Genomic DNA, 20,958 nt, shown 5'->3' with positions numbered 1-20,958 from the left:
ATAGTGTGGGGAGGTTAAAAGTGTGAAAGGTAAAGATTTTCACACGAGTATATATGGGTTATGTAGGATTATTACTTTCAGGGGCAGCTTTATTTTTAAATAGTCTTGTTATATTAGGGAAAGCAGAGATGAAAAGTGCGGGTGTTTTTAATTTATTTGTGGGTGCACTACAAATTATTATTCCGTTTTATTTGATCATGATTTCTGACCAAAGCAATTGGACAGTGTATTCATATGCGGCTACTTTCTTATTTGGATTAACCTATTTATATGTAGGTGTTACTTTTATAAAGGGAATGGATAGTAGTGGTCTAGGATGGTTTTGTATTTGGGTAGCAATTATAGCCTTATTCTATATGGTTGTTTCATTTGTTCAATTTCATGATGTTGTTAATGCGTTAACATGGTTTATGTGGGCATTACTTTGGTACTTATTCTTTGTGCTAAATACACAAAAAAAGAATATTAATCAATATCTCGGACGAATCGCCTTCGTACAATCATGGGTAACATTGACTTTACCTTCACTATTTTATTTTATGGGAGTGTGGGGAGAGGGATTTGTATATGAACTATGGGTTTATGTATCAGTAATTTCTATTTTGTACTTTTGTTATTGTATTTTTAAATATAGAGTCCGTTAATATATTATCTGCATAAAAGCATGGAATCGTTAAACTGATTTCATGCTTTTTTTTATAATAGCCTTTTATAATAAAAGAAGTAGTATTTTATAAATTGCAAAAATGGGGATGATGAAATTGAAGAAAGTGTTGGTGCTAGGAGGAACAAGATTTTTTGGTAAACATTTAGTAGAGTACCTTTTGCAAGCTGGACACGATGTAACAATTGCCACGAGGGGAGTTACTGAAGATTCTTTTGGTAACGCAGTAAAAAGAATAATTGTCGATAGAGAAGATGGAAAACTACTAGAAGAGCGTCTAGAAGGAAAAAGTTATGATATTGTATACGATAATTTATGCTATAGTTCAAATGCAGCGAAAATGGTATTTGAAGTTTTGAAAGGAAAAACGAAGAAGTATATTATGACATCTTCAATGGCTGTCTATGAACCTGCATTAAGCTTGTTAGAAGAGGACTTTAATCCATACGAATATGCAATTACATATGGAGATAGGAATGATTTTAATTATAGTGAAGGAAAGCGATTAGCCGAAGCGGTTTTATTTCAATATGCAACATTCCCAGTCGTTGCAGTGCGTTTTCCAGTTGTTATTGGAGAAAATGATTATACGAAAAGGTTACAATTTTACGTTGAATGTGTTGTGAACCAAAACCCTATCGTTGTGGATCATGTAGATGGAAATTTGTCATTTATACATGAAAAAGAGGCAGGAGAGTTTCTAGCTTGGTGCGGAATGGAAAATGTGAAAGGACCAATTAACGCCTGTAGTAACGGGGTAGTTTCTACGGAAGAAATTATTCATTTCATAGAAGAGAAGACGGGAATAAAAGCACTTATCCAGGAAGCTGGGGAAAATATAGCTCCTTATAATGAGGTAACTAACTGTACGTTACATAATGGAAAGGCTCGTGAATTTGGATTTTTGTTCCGAGAGCTGAAAATAGAAATAAAAAATGTTTTAAAACATTATATAAATACAATGAAGTAATCATAAATCCCCCGGTGGCAATCCGGGGGATTCTGGAGGATTTCGACAATACTGATTTTACATTACCAAATTTACCTTATACGTACGACTAATGTTTTTGCGATTGAATTGCTTGTAAATACTTCTCGTTTACTTGGTCCCAGTTTACTGTATGCCACCAGTTGGTAACAAACTCGGGGCGCCGATTTTGATACTTTAAATAATAAGCATGTTCCCATACATCAATTACGAGTAAGGGGATTTTTCCTTCTTGCAAAGGCGTATCTTGATTTGGTGTACTCATAACAGAGAGTTCCTCACCGTCAAGAACAAGCCATCCATAGCCACTTCCAAAACGACTAATAGCTGCTTTGGAAAGTTGATCTTTTAAGTTGTCAAAGGTATTGAAATAATAATCAATTACTTTTGCAACGTCTCCATTAGGCTCACCGCCACCTCGTGGGCTCATCACTTCCCAAAAAAGACTATGACAATAGTGACCACCACCGTTATTTCGTACAGCTGTAACAATTTCCTTCGGTAAAGCATCTAAATTACATAGCAATTCTTCTAAAGATTTATTATGTAATTCAGTATAATTTTCTAAAGTAGCATTTAAATTGTTTACGTATGTCGCATGGTGCTTTCCATGATGAATGGAAAGTGTATTGCTATCGATATGTGGCTCTAGTTCATCATAGTCATATGAAAGCTTTGGCAATTGAAATGAAGACATAACATTCCCTCCTTTCTATTCAAAAGTTGGTCTAGGTAAAAATACTTTACCCGAGTCAAAAATACACTCATTTTCTATGGAAGTCAATAGTAAGTTCGTTAATTTTCTGAAAAATATTACAATAAAAGTAACACTCTCGCTTTCATTTGTGACTCCTATCCTTTTTGCTTATACTGTAAAGTATCAGGGTTTTGTTGAAATAGAAGGAGATTGTTTATGAGTGAAACGAAACAATTAATAGAGGAAGCAAGTAATTTTATTACGATTTGTTATAAAGAGCTTCATAAAGAACAATTGATAGAAGAACGTATAAAAGAAATTCAAATTGAGGTAGAGAAGACAGGGACATATGAGCATACATTTGAAGAACTTGTTCATGGTTCACGAATGGCATGGCGTAACAGTAATAGATGTATTGGAAGACTATTTTGGAGTAAGATGCACATATTAGATGCGCGCGAAGTAAATGATGAAGAGGGTGTATATAATGCATTAATTCATCATATTAAATATGCAACGAACGACGGGAAAGTTAAACCAACCATTACGATTTTTAAGCAATATCAAGGTGAGGAAAATAATATACGAATTTATAATCACCAATTGATTCGATATGCAGGATATAAAACAGAAATGGGAGTGATCGGTGACTCTCATTCCGCTACATTTACGGACTTTTGTCAGGAGCTTGGCTGGCAAGGAGAAGGTACGAATTTCGATGTATTGCCACTTGTGTTTTCTATAAACGGGAAGGCGCCTACATATAAAGAAATTCCGAGGAAAGAAGTAAAAGAAGTGCCAATTGAACACCCAGAATACCCTATTTCATCACTTGGAGCAAAATGGTATGGGGTTCCAATGATCTCGGATATGTGCTTAGAAATTGGCGGTATTTCTTATACAGCTGCTCCGTTCAATGGATGGTATATGGGAACAGAAATTGGGGCGCGCAACTTAGCGGATCATGATCGTTATAATTTACTTCCGGCTGTTGCGGAGATGATGGATTTAGATACATCGAGAAACGGTACGTTATGGAAGGATAAGGCGCTAATTGAGTTGAATATTGCCGTACTACACTCTTTTAAAAAACAAGGAGTTAGTATTGTTGATCATCATACTGCTGCACAACAATTTCAGCAATTTGAGAAGCAAGAAGCTGCTTGTGGTCGTGTTGTAACAGGTAATTGGGTGTGGCTTATTCCACCATTATCTCCAGCTACCACTCATATTTATCACAAACCGTATCCGAATGAAATTTTGAAGCCAAATTTCTTTCATAAATAATATTTAGTGCAGTTTTTTCTGCAAAATATAATTTTTTTAATTACTGTTATGTAGCAAATGGAAGCCTTTACTCTCGGTTATTTTTGGAAGAGGATTTTTGAACCAAGGAGTTCCTTATGTTATAATCAAATTTCTGTTTCGAAGACCTTATAGAAATATAAGGTCTTTTGTTTTGCTTTTTTATGTAAGAGAAAGAGATTTTTTCTTTTTAATAAGGGATTTGGCATATTTTTAGGGACAACATAAGTATGTGGGAAGTCGATAAAATGTTATGCATATATAATTATTGTGTTTTGGGTTTAAACAATAAAACATAATAAAGTTGTTTTTTTAGATTGCTGAGGAAGGAGGAATTGTAAATGAGGATGAAGAATCGAAAAACTGATTGGCCTGTATTTATTATTAGCGGTGGTTCACTTTTATTATTTGTAATTGCAGTTTTTTTGAACAAGGATTATGTAGAGAGTGCGATTAATAACAGTTTCGCTTTTTCAATTAAATATTTTGGTGCCTTCTGGCAAGTTTTATTATTAGGTACATTTATTGTTGCGATGTGTATGGCGTTCTCCAAATATGGGAGAGTTAAACTTGGGGGATTAGAAAAACCTGAGATTAGTACGGCAAAATGGCTTGCTATTATTATGTCTACATTACTTGCCGGAGGTGGCGTTTTTTGGGCAGCAGCAGAGCCAATGTACCATTTGATGACGGTGCCACCAATACATGATGGTATATCTGCTGGAACGAAAGAAGCAGTCATGCCTGCTTTAGCACAAAGTTATATGCATTGGGGATTTTTAGCATGGACGATTTTAGGTACAATTAGTGCGGTAGTTATGATGTATGGACATTATCATAAAGGTATGCCGCTAAAACCTCGAACGCTTTTATATCCTATTTTTGGGGAAAAATTAAGAAAGAGCCTGCTTGGAACGATAATTGATGCAGCTGCAATTATTGCAGTAGCTGCAGGTACAATTGGCCCCATTGGATTTTTAGGTTTACAAGCAAGTTATGGGTTACAAGAATTATTTGGAATTTCTGATGTGTTTACTACTCAATTGGCAATTATTGTTTGTGTAGTGGCCGTGTCTACCATATCGGCAGTAACAGGTATTGATAAAGGGATTCAAATTATAAGTAATTTAAATGTTAGATTAGCAATTTTGTTAATGGCATTCATATTACTATTTGGGCCAGGTGGATTTATTATTGATTCGTTTGTTTCTTCGTTTGGATTTTATGTAAGTGAGTTTATACCGATGAGCACATACCGTGGTGATACAAGTTGGTTAGGATCTTGGACAATCTTTTTCTGGGGATGGTTTATTGGATACGGACCAATGATGGCAATTTTAGTGAGTCGAATTTCAAGAGGGAGAACGATTCGAGAAATCATCGTTGCAATTGGAATTATCGCACCTATTATTACAACGTTTTGGTTTACTATATTAGGTGGATCAGGTGTGTTTTATGAGTTAATGAATCCTGGTTCTATCTCGGACGCATTAAGTGAATCTGGTATGCCGGCAGCTATGATTGCAATTACAGGGCAATTGCCACTTTCTAATATTATTGGACCAGCATTTCTTTTATTAACAATTTTATTTGTAGTGACAACAGGAGATTCAATGGCGTATTCCATTTCAATGGCAGTGACTGGAGACGGAGATCCTAGAATTAGTTTGCGAATTTTTTGGTCGCTTATTATGGGAGCAGTTGCAGCAATTCTTTTATATATGGGTGAAGGAAGTATTAATGCGCTACAATCGTTTATCGTAGTGACGGCAGTTCCGGTATCAATTTTATTATTCCCAATGCTATGGTTAGCGCCTAAAGTTGCGGGAGAATTAGCATTAAAACAAGGTATTGTAAAAGAAGAAGATAAAACTGCATTCTTATTTCAGAAGGCTAGTAAATCAAAATAAATAAAAACGTAAAAGAGGAAGCATCTTAAATAAGATGCTTCCTCTTTTACGTTTAATCTAATACTTTTCCCTTTGTTTCTGGTACACATATTAGCATTGTAATTAACCCGATTGGGTAGATGATAAAAATCAAGGACAATGCTCCAAGCAGGTTGCCGCCTGTAGCGAGTAAGCCGATAATAACAGGCCCAAATCCAGCTAACCCACGTCCTGTACCGAAAATAAAGTTTTCTGCGGTAGAGCGAGCTTCAGCAGGGTAGTTTTCAGCTAAAATTGCCCCAAACCCTCCCATCATTCCATTTGCAAAGAATCCAAGCAATGCACTTCCCCATAATAATAATGTTGAATCTGTGAATAAGAAGAAGTAAATGAGACAGTATACTGTACCACCAATATAATAAATTGCAAAAGTTTTACGACGACCAATTTTATCAGCCAGAATACCAAAGATTGCAATTCCAATTAGCATACCGATGGTAGAAATGAACATCCAGCCACTCGCTTTTGCTAATGTATAGTTATATTTATTTGCTAAAATAGTTGGCATCCATGTGAAGATGCCGTAATATCCGAAGTTCTGGATAAACGACATAATAATAAGACCGATTGTTGTGATTGTTACTTTTTTATTGGCAAATAATTTTCGAAGTGGGAATTTTTTTATATGTTTTAGTTGTTCTGCTTCAGTAGTTGTTAATTTACCTGTAGCTTCTTTTTGCAATAGTTCCTTTTTGTAGCGTTGTTTTTGCTCCCATATTTTCGGTTCACTTAAACTTTTACGGACATAGACAGCTAGTAAAGCTGGAATTAATCCAAATAAGAAAACGGCTCTCCATCCAAAGTGTGGGACAATAAATGCTGGAAGGAGTGAAGCAATCAGTACACCAAATTGCCATCCAAGTGCAACAACAGATGTCGCTTTAGCGCGCATTTCTTTAGACCATGTTTCTGTTACAATGGCCATTCCGATTCCGAATTCACCACCAACTCCCATTCCAACTAAAAAGCGAAGAATTAATAATTGCCAGTAGTCTGTTGCGAAATAAATGAGTGCGGTTGCTAGTGAAAACAGTAAGATTGTGAAGGCCATTGTACGAATACGGCCAAATAAATCAGCAATAAATCCAAATAAATAAGAACCAATTAACATCCCTATTGTGGTAGCTAATGTTAAGTTTCCACCTTCAACAGGACTTAAGTGAAACTCTTTTAAAATATAGACAAGTACGAAAGATAATAGCAACATATCTAAACCTTCTGCTGCATATCCTAGCGCAGAACCAAATAATGTTTTATACCTTTTCGCTTTCGTCTCCTCTGTTGTTTGTTGTACATCAGTAGTGACGTTCATTATTACTCCTCCTTATTTTCTACAGTCGCTATGGAAGAATAACAAAAGGCCTTCTCACCTGATATGATGAGAAGGCCAAAAAAGCATACGTATCCCCAAAAAAGAACATACGTATATTGTATTCCGGCTTCCTTCTCAACCTCACAGGGTTGGGTTAAAGGACTGTATTATATTGCTTTATTTTTAGCACTCTTCTATTGGATTGTCAAATAAAGAGGAAGTTATTATGTGTGAAATATTTCAAAAAACATTTCGTTCTTCTTGACGTCGGCTTCATTATTTTCCCATAATAAAACTAACTAAATAAAAAGGAATGAATCAAAGATGCTAAATTTAGTACTCATGATGATTGAACGAGTCGGACTTATAGTTATTTTAGGATTTTTACTCTCTCATATCAAAACTTTCAGGCGCCTCCTTCATAAACAGGATGGCTATGTAGATAAGCTTAAGCTTATTTGTATTTTTTCGGTATTTACAATTGTAAGCAATTACACTGGGATTGAAATAGCAGGAAATACGATTATGAATGAAAATTGGTTACAAGGTGTTTCTTCGTCAAGTACAATTGCGAATACGCGTATTATGGGTGTTGGTATTAGTGGCTTACTTGGTGGCCCTATCGTAGGGGTTGGAGTAGGGTTTATTGCTGGTATTCATCGTTATATGCTTGGTGGTACGACAGCGCTAAGCTGCGCAATCTCTTCTATTTTAGCGGGGATTATAACTGGTTATATCGGATATATTTTCAAAAAATATAATCGTACAATTACTCCTAAGTTTTCAGCAGTTTTAAGTGTTTTTATCGTATCTTTAGAAATGCTTATGATTTTATTAATTATAGAGGATGGAATTAGCGTTGTGAAAACAATAGCGATACCGATGATTCTTGTAAATAGTTTTGGAAGTTTTATTTTACTTTCTATGATACAAGCTATTTTGCGTCAGGAGGAGAATGCAAAAGCACTTCAGACTCATAAAGTATTGCGTATTGCTGATAAAACGTTACCGTATTTTCGTCAAGGCTTAACAGAAGAATCGTGTAAGCATGTGGCACAAATTATTCACCGCTTTACAGGAACAGATGCGGTATCTTTAACAGATACAGAGAAAATATTAGCGCACGTTGGATTAGCATCAGATCACCATATTCCTTCACATAGTTTAATAACTGGTTTATCAAAAGAAGTTTTACATACAGGGCAAATAATGAAGGCGAAATCACGTGAGGTTATTAATTGCCAACATGAAGGCTGTCCCTTACAAGCCGCTATTGTTATTCCACTAACTTCACATGGAAATACGATAGGGACATTAAAACTGTATTTCAAAAATTCTAACCAGTTAAGTCGCGTTGAAGAAGAATTAGCAGAAGGGTTAGCAAAAATATTCTCCACGCAGTTAGAGTTAGGAGAAGCTGAGTTGCAAAGTAAATTACTTCAAGATGCGGAGATAAAAGCATTACAAGCGCAAATTAACCCGCACTTTTTATTTAATGCGATTAATACAGTATCAGCTTTATGCCGAACAGATGTAGAAAAAGCAAGGAAGTTATTATTACAGCTTAGCGTGTATTTCCGTTGTAATTTGCAAGGAGCACGTCAGTTATTGATTCCACTGGAACAAGAATTAAACCATGTACAGGCATACTTATCACTAGAACAAGCAAGGTTCCCAAATAAGTATGAGGTAAAGATGTATATTGAGGATGAGCTAAAGACAACTTTAGTACCACCATTTGTTCTTCAACTATTGGTTGAAAATGCATTGCGACATGCTTTTCCGAAGAAGCAACCAGTGTGTGAAGTGGAAGTGCATGTTTTTGAAAAAGAGGGTATGGTTCACTTTGAAGTAAAAGATAATGGACAGGGAATTGAGGAAGAACGTTTAGAACAATTAGGAAAGATGGTAGTTTCGTCAAAGAAAGGGACTGGAACAGCTTTATATAATATTAATGAACGTCTTATTGGGTTATTTGGGAAAGAAACGATGCTTCATATCGAAAGTGAATTAAATAAAGGGACGGAGATTACCTTTATTATTCCAAAAAAAGTAGGGGAGGAAGAGCCAGGTGTTAAAAGTATTAGTAGTTGACGATGAAATGTTAGCACGTGATGAACTAAAGTATTTATTAGAGAGAACGAAAGAAGTTGAGATAGTTGGTGAGGCTGATTGTGTGGAAGACGCATTAGAAGAACTAATGCAATGTAGACCAGATATTGTATTTTTAGATATTCAATTATCTGATGATAACGGATTTGAAATCGCGAATATATTAAAGAAGATGAAAAATCCACCTGCAATTGTATTTGCTACTGCCTATGATCAATATGCGTTGCAAGCATTTGAAGTAGATGCGTTAGACTACATTTTAAAACCATTTGATGAAGAGCGTATTGTGCAAACATTAAAGAAGTATAAAAAACAAAAACAAGCGCAAATAGAAACGAAGCACGAAATAAAGGGGACAGATGTAACAGCAGAGATGCATAAATTAGCATTACCAATTGAAGAATCAATCGTACTTGTGAATATTGAAGATATTATATATGTAGGGCTTGTAGATGGGAAAGTAACAGTAAAAACAATGAGGGAAACATATGTAACACATGATACACTTGTAATTTTAGAGAAGAAGTTACCACAAGCAAACTTCATGCGCGTCCATCGTAGCTTTATTGCAAATATTAATCATATTACTGAAATTCAGCCATGGTTCAATTCTACTTATAATTTAATCATGAAAGAAGGATCGAAAGTACCTGTTAGCCGTACATATGCCAAAGAACTCAAGAAGCTGCTTCGTATTTAAGAAGCAGCTTTTGTATTTCATCCTTTTATATTTGTAACTGATTCTGTATATTTGACGTTCTGTTATGTAAACGCTTACCTCGTTACTTACATCTTATACAATAAAGGTACCAAATCGAAAGAGGTGGCCAAAATGAGCACGAAAAAAGTATACAGTTTCTTATCACAAGCATTCATATTCTCAGCTATTATGTTAATTTCTAATATTATTGCAACACATTTACCAATTCCGATGCCTTCATCGGTAATCGGGTTAGTTATTTTATTTAGTCTATTATGTTTAAAAGTTATTAAATTGGAGCAAGTTGAATCACTTGGAACAGCTTTAACAGGTATTATCGGATTCCTTTTCGTCCCATCAGGTATTTCAGTTATTAATTCTCTTGGTGTAATGGGACAATATTTTGTACAAATTTTAACTGTAATTGTTGTAGCAACAGTTATTTTACTAGCTGTAACAGGATTATTTGCACAATTTATTTTAGGAAAAGATGAAAAAGAAACAGAAGATACAAAAGAATTGAAAGTAGTAAATAAAGGACGCAAGCACGGAAAGGTTGCGTAACCATTGCATTTATATATTGTTAGGAGGTAATGAATATGGCAAGCACAATGACTCCATATTTCGGAATCGTCGTTTCATTAATCGCATACGGGATCGGAACGTTATTATTCAAGCATTCAAAAGGATTCTTCTTATTTACACCATTATTTGTAGCGATGGTATTAGGGATTGTCTTTCTAAAGGTAGGTAACTTTACTTTTGAAGAATATAATACTGGCGGAAAAATGATTAGTTTCTTCTTAGAACCAGCAACAATTGCATTCGCTATCCCACTATACAAGCAAGTGGATAAGTTGAAAAAATATTGGTGGCAAATTTTATCGGCTATCGTGGTGGGATCTATTTGCTCAGTAATTGTCGTGTTCATTGTTGCAAAAGCAATCGGTTTAGATACAGCAGTAATGAATTCAATGCTACCACAAGCAGCAACAACAGCAATTGCGTTACCAATCTCAGAAAGTATTGGTGGTATTCCAGCAATTACATCGTTTGCAGTTATTTTCAACGCAGTTATCGTATACGCATTAGGGGCATTATTCTTAAAAACATTTAGAGTTAAGCATCCGATTGCAAAAGGTTTAGCACTTGGAACAGCGGGCCATGCATTAGGAGTTGCAGTAGGAATTGAAATGGGTGAGGTAGAGGCAGCGATGGCAAGTATTGCTGTAACGGTAGTTGGGGTTGTAACAGTAGTTGTCATCCCAATGTTTATGCCATTCATTGGATAGTAAAACTTACTTAAAAAATAAGAAAAGCAAGCTATTTGTAGGACAGATTTCTACTGATAGCTTGCTTTTTATGTTACAGTAGTGGTAAGACCTATTTAAAAAAATGTAAGTTTCCTTAAATCTTCATTAATACTATGTAGAATACGTTTTGAATTAGGTCATTGTATTGTAAAATAAGAAGTAATCTACTATATACCTGTTAAGATAGGCATATAATGAGTTTATAAAAATCTTAATATGAATGAATAATTTAAAAGTAGAAAAGAGAGAAATCTACTTATTAACGTTTTAGTTTATAGGACAGGAGAGAGTATTCGTCGATTATGCAAATAAAAAACCTGTTTCAAAGCAAAGGATTTCAGAGGTTACTCGTATTAGTAATACTTGCTCTCGTGTTATACGGGCTGCAAAGTATGTTGAATTTAATATTAATTACGTTTATTCTCACGTATTTAATGGATCGATTCCAAAAGTTTATTTCCCGCAAATTAGATCATTTCATGCCTATTAATCGAAAAATTATTATAGCATTTCTATATGTAATGTTAATTGGTGGAATTGCTATTACGCTATTTAAATATTTACCAGTATTAACGATACAAATTTCACAATTGATTTACCAATTCAATGTATTTTTAAGAAACCCACCAGATAGTGAACTAATTAAGTATGCAGTTAATGCTGTCAATCATATGGAGCTTTCTAAATATGTAGGACAAGGCGTAGACATTTTGTATAAATCGATTACGAATGTTGGTAAATTTGGCCTTCAAGTTTTACTTTCTTTAATTTTGAGTTTGTTTTTCTTACTAGAAAAATCTCGTATTGTTGGTTTTACTGTAAAGTTTAAAGAAAGCAGGCTTGCAATTTTCTATACTGAAATTGAGTACTTCGGAAAGAAATTTGCACGTTCATTTGGAAAGGTAATCGAAGCGCAATTTTTAATTGCTGTTGTTAACTGTGTTCTTTCAGTTATCGCATTATGGATATTAGGATTCCCACAATTATTAGGTTTAGCGTTAATGATTTTCTTGCTTGGCTTAATTCCAGTAGCGGGGGTTATCATTTCGTTATTCCCACTTTGTATGATTGCTTACAATATTGGCGGTATTATGTACGTTGTTTATATTTTAGTTATCGTAACAGTTATTCATGCGCTTGAAAGTTACGTATTAAATCCGAAGTTTATGTCGCAAAAAACAAATTTACCGATTTTCTATACTTTTATGGTATTAATTTTCTCAGAGCACTTCTTAGGTGTATGGGGACTGATTATCGGTATTCCAATTTTCATTTTCTTATTAGATGTCTTAGATGTGACAAGTGATGAAATGGAGAAGGATGTTGGAACAAAATAAAGTGAAGTAGAGAAAAAGCATCGATGTTCGATGCTTTTTCTTTTATAACATTATGTTTCTTATGCCATACTGTAAGGAGAATATAGAATAGGGGTGAAGTAATGGCTGTAAATGAAAAGGTAGAATTGGCTACATTTGCTGGAGGGTGTTTTTGGTGTATGGTTTCTCCATTTGAAGAGATGGAGGGAATTATACAGGTTATTTCAGGTTATACAGGCGGTCATAAAGAGGACCCAACGTATAAAGAAGTGTGCTCGGAAACAACAGGACATTATGAAGCGGTACAAATTACATTTGATGCAAATAAAATGCCGTATGAGGAATTGTTAAATATATATTGGAGACAAATTGATCCGACCGATATTGGGGGACAATTCCATGACCGCGGACAGTCTTATGAAACGGTGATTTTTTATCATAATGAAGAACAACATAAAAAAGCAGAAGCTTCAAAAGAAGAGCTTGAGCAGAGTGGGCGCTTTTCGAAACCAATTGCGACAAAAATACTACCAGCAGCTACATTTTATCCAGCTGAAGAATATCACCAAGGATATCATAAGAAAAACACATTCCGCTATGAGTTATATCGTAAAGGCTCAGGACGAGATGCTTTTATTAAGGAACATTGGCCAAAGGATAATGCTCATTTAAAAGAAAAACTCAATGAGATGCAGTTTTATGTAACACAGGAAAATGGTACAGAACCACCATTTCGAAATGAGTATTGGAACCATAAAGAGGAAGGTCTTTATGTAGATATCGTTTCAGGTGAGCCGTTGTTTACTTCTCTAGATAAATTTGATAGTGGATGTGGATGGCCTAGTTTTACAAAACCAGTTATGTCAGCAAGTGTGAAAGAAAAGATGGATGTGAGTCATAATATGACACGTACAGAAGTGAGAAGTAAAGAGGGAGATTCGCATCTTGGGCATGTATTTCCAGACGGTCCAGGACCGAATGGGCTTCGTTACTGCATTAATTCCGCAGCTCTTAGATTTATTCCAAAAGAGGAATTAGAGAAAGAAGGTTATGGCGATTTCTTAATCTTGTTTGGAAATAAAAAATAACCTCGCAGTTAGCGAGGTTATTTTTTTGCTATTTTGTTTTTTTCTTTTTAAATTTGCTTAATACTTCATAAACAATTGGAACAATAAGAAGTGTTAATAACGTTGAACTTGTTAATCCACCAATTACTGTTACACCAAGTCCTTTAGAAATTAAGCCGCTACCTTCAAATCCTAATGCAAGCGGGATAAGAGCTCCGATTGTTGCAATTGCAGTCATTAAAATTGGACGCAAGCGTGTTGCACCAGCTTCTAATAAAGCTTCACGTGTTGATAAACCTTCATTTTCTTTATGAATAACGCGGTCGATAAGCACGATTGCGTTTGTTACAACGATACCGATTAACATAAGCGCCCCAATCATTGCAGATACACTTAATGTTTCACCAGAGATTAATAAGGCAACAAGGGCCCCAATAATTGTGAATGGTAGCGAGAATAAAATTGCGAATGGTGCAAGGGCACCGCCAAATGTAACGACAAGAACGAAGTATACAATGGCAATCGCAGCTAACATCGCTAGGCCAAGTTGCTTGAATGATTCTTGAATATCTTTAGTAACACCGCCCATAGAAACATCTACACCAGAAGGAAGATCCATTTTATCTACTTCTTTTTGGACTGCAGCAGATGCTTTTGAAACGTCATCAGATGTTAATTTTGCACTAACCTCTGCATAAACACGGCCATCTCGGTGTGTTACTGTATTCGATGTTTCACCTTCTTTTACAGTCATAACATCTTTTACAGCTACTTCATTACCAAGTGGTGTTGTAATTTTGCGATTTGTTAAGTCATCGATTGTTTCATAATTTTGTTTTTCAGCTTCTACATATACATTGATATCTTTACCGTCTTTTTTAATTGTTGTCAGAACAGGGCGATCATGTTGATTAGAAAGTCCCATTCCAATTTGAGCAGCCGTTAAGCCCATTTTACTCAGCTTTTCTTGATCTGCGACTAAAGTGTACTCTGCATATGTTTTTGCAATACTAGAATCTATATCTTTTAAGTCTTTATTTTTCTTCATGATATTTTGAATATCTTTTACGACAGGCTTAATGTCTTCTGAGCTATCTCCGTAAACGTATAGTTTAATTTCGTTACTACCGCCACTTGCTCCGAAGTCTTGGTTTTTCCATTCACCTTTTCCAGACATTTTTTGTAAATCTTTCACGACTTCTTCTTTTTCTTTTTCGAAGTTTTTCGTGTCGTTATCATATTGAACGAAGAACATAGCTTGATTTGTTTGACCAGGGCTCATTGGATTCTCTCCACCTAATGAGAACTGAATTGTTTTCACGTCTTTATTATCTTGGAAGTGCTTCTCAGCTTTCGTTGCAATTTTTTCAACGTCTTCTAATGTTTGACCTGGTTCAGGTTTGTATGTTGCGATAATCATTTTTTCTTCTTCAGAAGGTAAGAAACTTACACCGATAACCGGTACAAGTGCGAGACTACCAACTAATAGAAGGACAGCAATACTAGATGTAATAATTTTGTGATTTAAAGCCCATTCAAGTATACGTTTATACCCATTTGCTAATTTGCTTGGTTTCTCTTCATGATGTACCTCTTTTTCCCTCGTGCTTTCTTTCTTAAATAAGGAATGGGCAAGCATTGGTACGATTGTAACAGCCACTAGTAACGATGCTAATAAAGCGAAGACAATAGTTAAGGCGAATGGTAAGAACATTTCACCAATCATACCTTTTACAAGTCCTAGCGGTAAGAATACAGCGATTGTCACAATGGTAGAAGACATAATCGGAATAAACATTTCTTTCGTAGCTTCACGAATTAAATCTCTTCCGCGCAATTTCTCTTCTGATAACGACATACGTCGGTAAATATTTTCAATAACAACAATTGAGTCATCAACAACACGGCCTATAGCAACTGTCATTGCTCCAAGCGTCATAATGTTAAGCGTAATATCCATTTGCTTTATGACTAAAACAGCAATTAATAACGAAAGTGGTATTGAAACGACAGAGATTAACGTTGTTCGAATATTTCGTAGGAACAGCATAATAATAACAATCGCAAAGATAGCACCGAAAATTGCTTTGCTTAGCATTGTTTCAACTGACTTTTCAATAGGTGCACCTTGGTCGAATGTTGAAATGATCTCTAAATCTTTATATTTTTTCTCAAGATCTTTTACTTTATCTTTTACTGCATTTACAACATCAACTGTATTTGCATCAGAGGCCTTCACAATTTGAATTCCAATTGCTTCTTTTCCATTTGTTCGAGAAATGGATTCTGCTTTCCCAACTTCTTTAATTTCAGCAATTTCGTCTAATGTAACTGTTGGAATTCCGTTCATAGCAGCTGGATTCATTTGCGGCGTTTGTGCACCAGCGCCAGCATTTTGACTACCTTGACCGTTAGGTGATGAAGGTATAGCTGGGATTTTGAGTTCTTTTAATGCTTTAATCGTTGTAATATTGCCATCTACAACAACTGATTTTTCCGTGTCTTTAAACGTATATAGGCCAAGTGGTAAAGATACATCCGATCCTTTAATTACATTTTTTACAGTATCTTCACTTAGTCCTAGTTCTTTCATTTTATCTTTCTTGAAGACGAGCTGTACTTCATCTACTTGTTGGCCTGCAATTTGAACAGATGCAACACCATCAAGTCCTTTTAAGCCCGGTACAATATTTTTCTCTACATTTTCAGTTAAGGTAGCTAAAGATTCATTCTTGCTTGCTACGCTTAACGAAATAACAGGAAAAGCATTGAAGTTTACTCGTGAAACCTTAGGGTCTTTAACACCGTCAGGGAGCTTTACATTTGTGAGAGCTTCTTTAATTTCTGTTTCTGCTTTTTCCATATTTTTATCAAAATCGTATTCTACTTGAATAGAAGATGCGTTTTGAAAAGATGATGAGCTAACAACGTTAACACCACTTAAATTTTGTAGTTGTTCTTCCATCGGCTTTGAAACTTTATCGGCTACTTCTTCTGGTGTAGCACCAGGATAGACCGTAGTTACTGTCACAATCGGTGTTGTAATATCAGGAATTGTTTCCAGCTTCATATTGAGGCCAGAGTAAATTCCCGCAATAGTAACAATAATGGTTAGTAGCCAAACTGCGAACTTATTTTTTAACGAGAAATTGATGATTTTGTTCATGTTTGCGCTCCCTTTGTATTATATTGACCAACTGGTCAGTCTAATACATAATATAACTGACCAGTTGGTCAATCGTCAATAAAAAGAGATGGTATAATAAATCCATAATAAGATGCGAGATTAAATTTAGGAGAGAAGATATGAAAGAAAAAGAGCGTTTAATTATAGAATCGGCTATGAAGTTATTTGCTACTAAGGGTGTAAATGCGACATCAGTGCAGGAAATTGTGACAGCTAGTGGTATATCTAAGGGAGCTTTTTACTTATATTTTAAATCAAAAGATGAGCTTTTATTAGCGACACTTCGATATTATTATGACAAAATTCAAAAGAAAATGCTGGATATTGAGCAAGAGTCTTTGTTACCACGTGAAAAATTTGCAAAACAATTACATTGTCAGTTTAATGATATACAAAAGCATAAAGAGTTTATTATTATGCATGCGAGAGAAAATGCGATTCCGTTTAATAAAGAAGTGGAAGAATTTATGATGCGGATGAAGTTAGAGTCTCATGCATTTTATCGAAATAGTTTATTGTCCATTTATGATGAAAAGATTATGCCATATTTATTGGATTTAGTAATTATGGTGGAAGGCATATGCCGTGGGTATTTAGAATTAATTATTTTACAAGCAACAGAAATTGATTTATCTTACATCTCTGCTTTTATTTTAAAAAGAGTAGATAATTTAGTAGATGGCTTGGTAGAATCTTCGGAAGAACCTATTTTACACGAAGAAAAGCTTGGAGAATTTCTTTGTAAATCAGAGCTCATTAAGGAACAGGTTAAAGAGCATTTTTTAAAAGAAATTATTGGATTTAAGCGTACTCTAGCTGATCAATTAGAGGACGATGAGCTGCTAGTAACATTAGATGTTTTAGAGGCGGAAATACGATTGCTTAATCCAAGAATTCCGGTAATTAGAGGTATGTTAGCAAATTTAGAGGTTTATCCGGAATTAAAAGAATTTCGCTTACGCCTTATAGGATACTACAATATAAAAAATTCTTAATAAAAAACTCCTTGTCTACACAAGGAGTTTTTTATTAAAGATTACTTACTATTTTGAGACCATTTTTCTACATCCCAAACCTTTGTGATCCAATCTTCATAGAATTCCGGTTCGTGACATACAAGGAGAATTGTTCCTTTATATGCTTTCATAGCCTTCTTAAGTTCTTCTTTTGCTGTAACATCAAGATGGTTTGTCGGCTCATCAAATAGTAGCCAGTTACTTTCTTCACCCATTAGCTTACATAAACGAACTTTTGCTTGTTCTCCACCACTTAATTGACTTAATGGACGAGAAATATGTTCATTTTTTAATCCGCATTTCGCTAACATCGCACGAATTTGATGCTGGTCTAGGCCAGGGAATGTATTCCATACATCATCAATTGGTGTTATATTATCAGCTTTAACTTCTTGCTCAAAGTATGCAGGCTCTAAGAAGTCACCAAGACTTGTTTTACCGTTTAAAGGTTTAATTTTACCTAAGATTGTTTTTAGTAGCGTTGATTTACCAACACCATTACATCCAACAATAGCAATTTTTTCACCACGCTCAATTGTCATTGATAACTTTGGTAGTAGCGGATGTGTATATCCGATTTCTACATTTTCACCTTCAAAGACGAAGCGACTACTTGCACGACTTTCTTTAAATGAGAATTCAGGTTTGATTGCTGTTTCCGGACGATCAATAAGTTCCATGCGATCAAGTTGTTTTTGACGACTCTTTGCACGACCTGTCGTTGAATAACGAGCCTTGTTCTTTGCAATGAAGTCTTCTTGCTTTTTGATAAACTCGCGCTGCTTTTCATAAGCGTTTATATGTTGATTTTTATTGATTTCTGCTAGTTCTAGGAATTTTTCATATGTCGCTGTATAGCGTGTCATTTTTGTGAATTCTAGATGGAAAATAACATCAACACATTTGTTCATAAATTCCGTATCATGAGAAATCAATAAGAATGCATGTGGGTATTCTTTTAAATAAGTTGTTAACCAATGAATATGTTCAACGTCTAAATAGTTAGTAGGTTCATCAAGCAATAACACTTCTGGTTGTTCAAGTAATAGCTTTGCAAGCAATACTTTTGTACGTTGTCCACCACTTAGTGCTGAAACATCACGATCTAAACCAATAGCATCAATTCCAAGACCACGTGCAGCCTCTTCAATTTTCATATCTAGTAAATAGAAACCACCTGCTTCAAGTGCATCTTGTATTTCTGCCATTTGCTCAAGAAGTTCTTCTAGTTCTTCTGGTGTAGCAGTTCCCATTTTTTCTGTAACTTCATTTAAAGCTGTTTCCTTTTCGAATAACGGTAAAAATGCATCCGCTAGTACGTCACGAATTGTACGTCCAGGCGTTAAAACCGTATGCTGATCTAAGTAACCGTAATGTGTGCCTGGTGTCCATTCTACACGACCTTCGTCATGAATAAGCTGACCAGTAATGATATTCATAAATGTTGATTTACCAACACCGTTTGCACCAACTAATCCAACGTGCTCACCTGCTAATAATCGCATAGATACATCTTTAAATAATGTACGATCGCCAAATGTATGTCCTAATTTTTCAACTGTTAATAAGCTCATAGTATCCTCCGTCCAACTTGAAATAGTACCTTGAATCATGATACTAAATTCTTTCATATAATGCCATCATTTCAAAATGTATATATTTTCAAAAAAATAGTTGCATTAATTTTCTGAAAATATATAATATAATTGAACAGTGGTTAATTATATGTGTGAGGTATGAAATATGTCGCCAAGGAAAGCAGTTAAACAAGAACTAACAAGAGAAATGATTATGAATGTAGCTAGGGAGCTATTTATAGCACAAGGATATCAACATACTTCAATGCGCAAAATTGCAACAGAACTTGGATATAGCCATGGTTCGATTTATTATCATTTTAAAAACAAAGCAGAGCTATTTTACGCAATGGTGGAACAGGATTTTCAATTATTAAACAAAAAGTTAGATGAAATTTGTAATCAAAAGTTATCGAGAGAAGAGCAACTAAGAGCAGTTTTATTCGGTTTTATTGAATTTGGTCTAAGAAATCAGAGTCATTATGAAATTATGTTTTTAATTAAAGATGCCGAATTAAAAGAATGTTTGGCAAATAGTCCTAATGTTAGTTATGAAAAATTTGCGAAGGTTATTTCTTTTTTATGTGATGGGGAATTAAATGCGATGATAATATGGTCTGTTTTTTTATCATTACATGGATTTGTAGCACATTATTGCAGAAGTGGCCAAACGTTTGAAGAACTACAAGGTTTGGCTAAGGTACATGTAGAGTTTATTTCAAAATCGCTTCTTATGTAAGTGATTTTCTTTTTAATATTAATTGAACAGTGGTTAATTAATTTAGGAGGGGATTTATAATGAAAAAGGCTTTAGTATTAGGTGCTTCTGGTTCAATGGGTTATGCAATTGTAAACGAATTATGTGGCCGAGGGATTCATGTGGTTGCTTTTGCAAGAAATAAGGAGAGATTAGGTGCATTATTTTCTGGGAACAAACATGTAGAAGTTGTAGCCGGCGATGTATTTGTAAAAGAGGATATAATGAATGCTGCTAAAGATGTTGATATTATATTTCATGTTGTAAATATTCCGTATTCAGATTGGGAGAAACAGCAAGAGAAATTATTAATAAACATATTAGAGGTATCGAAACATTACGGTATCAAACTAGGGATAGTTGATAATATTTATGCGTATGGAAGGCAAGGGGAAGGGCTTGTAAAAGAAGAGGCTAAAAAAAGACCACACACAAAGAAAGGGAAGATTCGTTTACAACTTGAAGAGATGGCAAAACAAGCTAATGTACGAATGTTTATTGCTCATTTCCCAGACTTTTATGGTCCAAATGCAGAAAGCACACTTGTTCATCATACATTAAAGGGAATACTTGCAAATAAAATGTCTAGCTTTGTTGGAGATAAAAAGATTGCCCGTGAATATATTTTTACACCAGATGGTGCAAAAGCAATGGTTGAATTAGCTTTACATGATGAGGCCTATGGACAAAATTGGAACATACCAGGTTATGGTGTTATTACAGGTGAGGAAATGATTCAACACATACGGGAATTAACGGGATATACGAAACGAGTAATAACTGTAAAAAGAGGAATGATCCAGTTTATTGGTTTGTTTGATAAGCAGATGAAAGAATTTATGGAAATGCTATATTTGACGGAAAAACCAGTTGTATTAAGCGGGGAGAAATATGAGAGGTATATCGGGGATATACCAAAAACTTCGTATTATAATGGGCTAAAAGAAATGATTATATCTATGCAAAAAAAGGGTGTGTAAATGTTAGTATATAAAAAA

The 20,958-nt window shown here is 34.9% G+C and carries 17 protein-coding genes; 13 read left to right on the top strand and 4 right to left on the bottom strand.

Going from position 1 to position 20,958, the window contains the following annotated elements; all coding sequences use genetic code 11:
• Positions 1 to 53: 53 nt before the first annotated feature.
• Together NZ044_RS26835 and NZ044_RS26830 are read left to right on the top strand one after the other, a co-directional pair.
• Positions 54 to 644 carry an AmiS/UreI family transporter gene (locus NZ044_RS26835; protein ID WP_000542567.1) on the top strand — a complete coding sequence of 197 codons (591 nt, stop codon included), beginning with the start codon at positions 54 to 56 and terminating at the stop codon, positions 642 to 644.
• 102 nt (positions 645 to 746) lie between these two features.
• Positions 747 to 1,634, top strand: coding sequence for an NAD-dependent epimerase/dehydratase family protein (locus tag NZ044_RS26830; RefSeq protein ID WP_118961602.1), 888 nt, complete (start codon positions 747 to 749; stop codon positions 1,632 to 1,634).
• Between the two features lie 88 nt (positions 1,635 to 1,722).
• On the opposite strand, the gene sodA is transcribed toward NZ044_RS26830, so the two are convergent.
• On the bottom strand, positions 1,723 to 2,349 hold the full coding sequence (sodA, locus tag NZ044_RS26825) for a superoxide dismutase [Mn] (RefSeq protein ID WP_000094037.1): 627 nt from the start codon (positions 2,347 to 2,349) through the stop codon (positions 1,723 to 1,725).
• A 216-nt stretch (positions 2,350 to 2,565) separates the two neighbouring features.
• On the opposite strand from sodA, the gene NZ044_RS26820 reads away from it, so the two are divergent.
• Both NZ044_RS26820 and NZ044_RS26815 read left to right on the top strand, forming a co-directional pair.
• A complete protein-coding gene (locus NZ044_RS26820; RefSeq protein WP_000005086.1) occupies positions 2,566 to 3,636 on the top strand; it encodes a nitric oxide synthase oxygenase in 1,071 nt (356 codons plus the stop codon).
• Between the two features lie 359 nt (positions 3,637 to 3,995).
• Positions 3,996 to 5,564, top strand: a complete 1,569-nt coding sequence (locus NZ044_RS26815; RefSeq protein ID WP_098506354.1) for a BCCT family transporter — start codon at positions 3,996 to 3,998, stop codon at positions 5,562 to 5,564.
• Between the two features lie 52 nt (positions 5,565 to 5,616).
• Here NZ044_RS26815 and NZ044_RS26810 read toward each other — a convergent pair whose 3' ends face one another.
• Positions 5,617 to 6,915, bottom strand: coding sequence for an MFS transporter (locus tag NZ044_RS26810; protein ID WP_001103414.1), 1,299 nt, complete (start codon positions 6,913 to 6,915; stop codon positions 5,617 to 5,619).
• Between the two features lie 324 nt (positions 6,916 to 7,239).
• Between NZ044_RS26810 and lytS the strand changes: the two genes are divergently transcribed.
• The 6 genes from lytS (at position 7,240) to msrB (ending at position 13,444) form a co-directional block, all read left to right on the top strand.
• Complete coding sequence (gene lytS / locus NZ044_RS26805; RefSeq protein ID WP_000933588.1) at positions 7,240 to 9,009, top strand: two-component system sensor histidine kinase LytS; 1,770 nt, start codon at positions 7,240 to 7,242, stop codon at positions 9,007 to 9,009.
• Entirely contained in the window at positions 8,987 to 9,727 is a 741-nt protein-coding gene (locus NZ044_RS26800) for a LytR/AlgR family response regulator transcription factor (RefSeq protein ID WP_000921846.1), read from the top strand. Before lytS ends, NZ044_RS26800 begins: the two co-directional genes overlap by 23 nt.
• A 132-nt stretch (positions 9,728 to 9,859) precedes the next feature.
• The gene (gene lrgA, locus NZ044_RS26795) at positions 9,860 to 10,291 is read left to right on the top strand and encodes an antiholin-like murein hydrolase modulator LrgA (protein WP_000104901.1); all 432 of its coding nucleotides are present in this window, start codon (positions 9,860 to 9,862) and stop codon (positions 10,289 to 10,291) included.
• A gap of 35 nt (positions 10,292 to 10,326) precedes the next feature.
• Positions 10,327 to 11,019: an antiholin-like protein LrgB gene (gene lrgB, locus NZ044_RS26790; RefSeq protein WP_000168869.1), complete on the top strand. Its 693-nt coding sequence runs from the start codon at positions 10,327 to 10,329 to the stop codon at positions 11,017 to 11,019.
• Between the two features lie 323 nt (positions 11,020 to 11,342).
• Complete coding sequence (locus NZ044_RS26785) at positions 11,343 to 12,377, top strand: AI-2E family transporter (RefSeq protein ID WP_001166012.1); 1,035 nt, start codon at positions 11,343 to 11,345, stop codon at positions 12,375 to 12,377.
• A 101-nt stretch (positions 12,378 to 12,478) separates the two neighbouring features.
• On the top strand, positions 12,479 to 13,444 hold the full coding sequence (msrB, locus tag NZ044_RS26780; protein WP_000290172.1) for a peptide-methionine (R)-S-oxide reductase MsrB: 966 nt from the start codon (positions 12,479 to 12,481) through the stop codon (positions 13,442 to 13,444).
• Between the two features lie 28 nt (positions 13,445 to 13,472).
• Here the strand turns inward: msrB and NZ044_RS26775 are convergent, their stop codons facing one another.
• Positions 13,473 to 16,589, bottom strand: a complete 3,117-nt coding sequence (locus NZ044_RS26775) for an efflux RND transporter permease subunit (protein ID WP_001033480.1) — start codon at positions 16,587 to 16,589, stop codon at positions 13,473 to 13,475.
• A 140-nt stretch (positions 16,590 to 16,729) separates the two neighbouring features.
• Between NZ044_RS26775 and NZ044_RS26770 the strand changes: the two genes are divergently transcribed.
• Positions 16,730 to 17,605 carry a TetR/AcrR family transcriptional regulator gene (locus tag NZ044_RS26770; RefSeq protein WP_098506357.1) on the top strand — a complete coding sequence of 292 codons (876 nt, stop codon included), beginning with the start codon at positions 16,730 to 16,732 and terminating at the stop codon, positions 17,603 to 17,605.
• Positions 17,606 to 17,646: 41 nt separating this feature from the next.
• Here NZ044_RS26770 and NZ044_RS26765 read toward each other — a convergent pair whose 3' ends face one another.
• The gene (locus NZ044_RS26765) at positions 17,647 to 19,200 is read right to left on the bottom strand and encodes an ABC-F family ATP-binding cassette domain-containing protein (RefSeq protein WP_002083531.1); all 1,554 of its coding nucleotides are present in this window, start codon (positions 19,198 to 19,200) and stop codon (positions 17,647 to 17,649) included.
• A 169-nt stretch (positions 19,201 to 19,369) separates the two neighbouring features.
• Between NZ044_RS26765 and NZ044_RS26760 the strand changes: the two genes are divergently transcribed.
• Both NZ044_RS26760 and NZ044_RS26755 read left to right on the top strand, forming a co-directional pair.
• Positions 19,370 to 19,942, top strand: coding sequence for a TetR/AcrR family transcriptional regulator (locus NZ044_RS26760; protein WP_000074952.1), 573 nt, complete (start codon positions 19,370 to 19,372; stop codon positions 19,940 to 19,942).
• A gap of 59 nt (positions 19,943 to 20,001) precedes the next feature.
• Positions 20,002 to 20,940 (top strand): NAD-dependent epimerase/dehydratase family protein, encoded by a 939-nt coding sequence (locus NZ044_RS26755; RefSeq protein ID WP_000709952.1) that lies wholly within the window; start codon positions 20,002 to 20,004, stop codon positions 20,938 to 20,940.
• The last annotated feature ends 18 nt before the right edge of the window (positions 20,941 to 20,958 follow it).

This window comes from Bacillus sp. FSL K6-1338, assembly GCF_038006965.1.
Lineage (GTDB): Bacteria > Bacillota > Bacilli > Bacillales > Bacillaceae_G > Bacillus_A > Bacillus_A thuringiensis_S.
This window is presented reverse-complemented; position numbering and strand designations above follow the sequence as displayed.

Excerpts from the sequence above, each read along its gene's own strand:
- NZ044_RS26835 (WP_000542567.1), top strand. The coding sequence starts at position 54 with ATGGGTTATGTAGGATTATTACTTTCAGGGGCAGCTTTATTTTTAAAT.
- NZ044_RS26830 (WP_118961602.1), top strand. The coding sequence starts at position 747 with ATGGGGATGATGAAATTGAAGAAAGTGTTGGTGCTAGGAGGAACAAGA.
- sodA (WP_000094037.1), bottom strand. The coding sequence starts at position 2,349 with ATGTCTTCATTTCAATTGCCAAAGCTTTCATATGACTATGATGAACTA.
- NZ044_RS26820 (WP_000005086.1), top strand. The coding sequence starts at position 2,566 with ATGAGTGAAACGAAACAATTAATAGAGGAAGCAAGTAATTTTATTACG.
- NZ044_RS26815 (WP_098506354.1), top strand. The coding sequence starts at position 3,996 with ATGAGGATGAAGAATCGAAAAACTGATTGGCCTGTATTTATTATTAGC.
- NZ044_RS26810 (WP_001103414.1), bottom strand. The coding sequence starts at position 6,915 with ATGAACGTCACTACTGATGTACAACAAACAACAGAGGAGACGAAAGCG.
- lytS (WP_000933588.1), top strand. The coding sequence starts at position 7,240 with ATGCTAAATTTAGTACTCATGATGATTGAACGAGTCGGACTTATAGTT.
- lrgA (WP_000104901.1), top strand. The coding sequence starts at position 9,860 with ATGAGCACGAAAAAAGTATACAGTTTCTTATCACAAGCATTCATATTC.
- lrgB (WP_000168869.1), top strand. The coding sequence starts at position 10,327 with ATGGCAAGCACAATGACTCCATATTTCGGAATCGTCGTTTCATTAATC.
- NZ044_RS26785 (WP_001166012.1), top strand. The coding sequence starts at position 11,343 with ATGCAAATAAAAAACCTGTTTCAAAGCAAAGGATTTCAGAGGTTACTC.
- msrB (WP_000290172.1), top strand. The coding sequence starts at position 12,479 with ATGGCTGTAAATGAAAAGGTAGAATTGGCTACATTTGCTGGAGGGTGT.
- NZ044_RS26775 (WP_001033480.1), bottom strand. The coding sequence starts at position 16,589 with ATGAACAAAATCATCAATTTCTCGTTAAAAAATAAGTTCGCAGTTTGG.
- NZ044_RS26770 (WP_098506357.1), top strand. The coding sequence starts at position 16,730 with ATGAAAGAAAAAGAGCGTTTAATTATAGAATCGGCTATGAAGTTATTT.
- NZ044_RS26765 (WP_002083531.1), bottom strand. The coding sequence starts at position 19,200 with ATGAGCTTATTAACAGTTGAAAAATTAGGACATACATTTGGCGATCGT.
- NZ044_RS26760 (WP_000074952.1), top strand. The coding sequence starts at position 19,370 with ATGTCGCCAAGGAAAGCAGTTAAACAAGAACTAACAAGAGAAATGATT.
- NZ044_RS26755 (WP_000709952.1), top strand. The coding sequence starts at position 20,002 with ATGAAAAAGGCTTTAGTATTAGGTGCTTCTGGTTCAATGGGTTATGCA.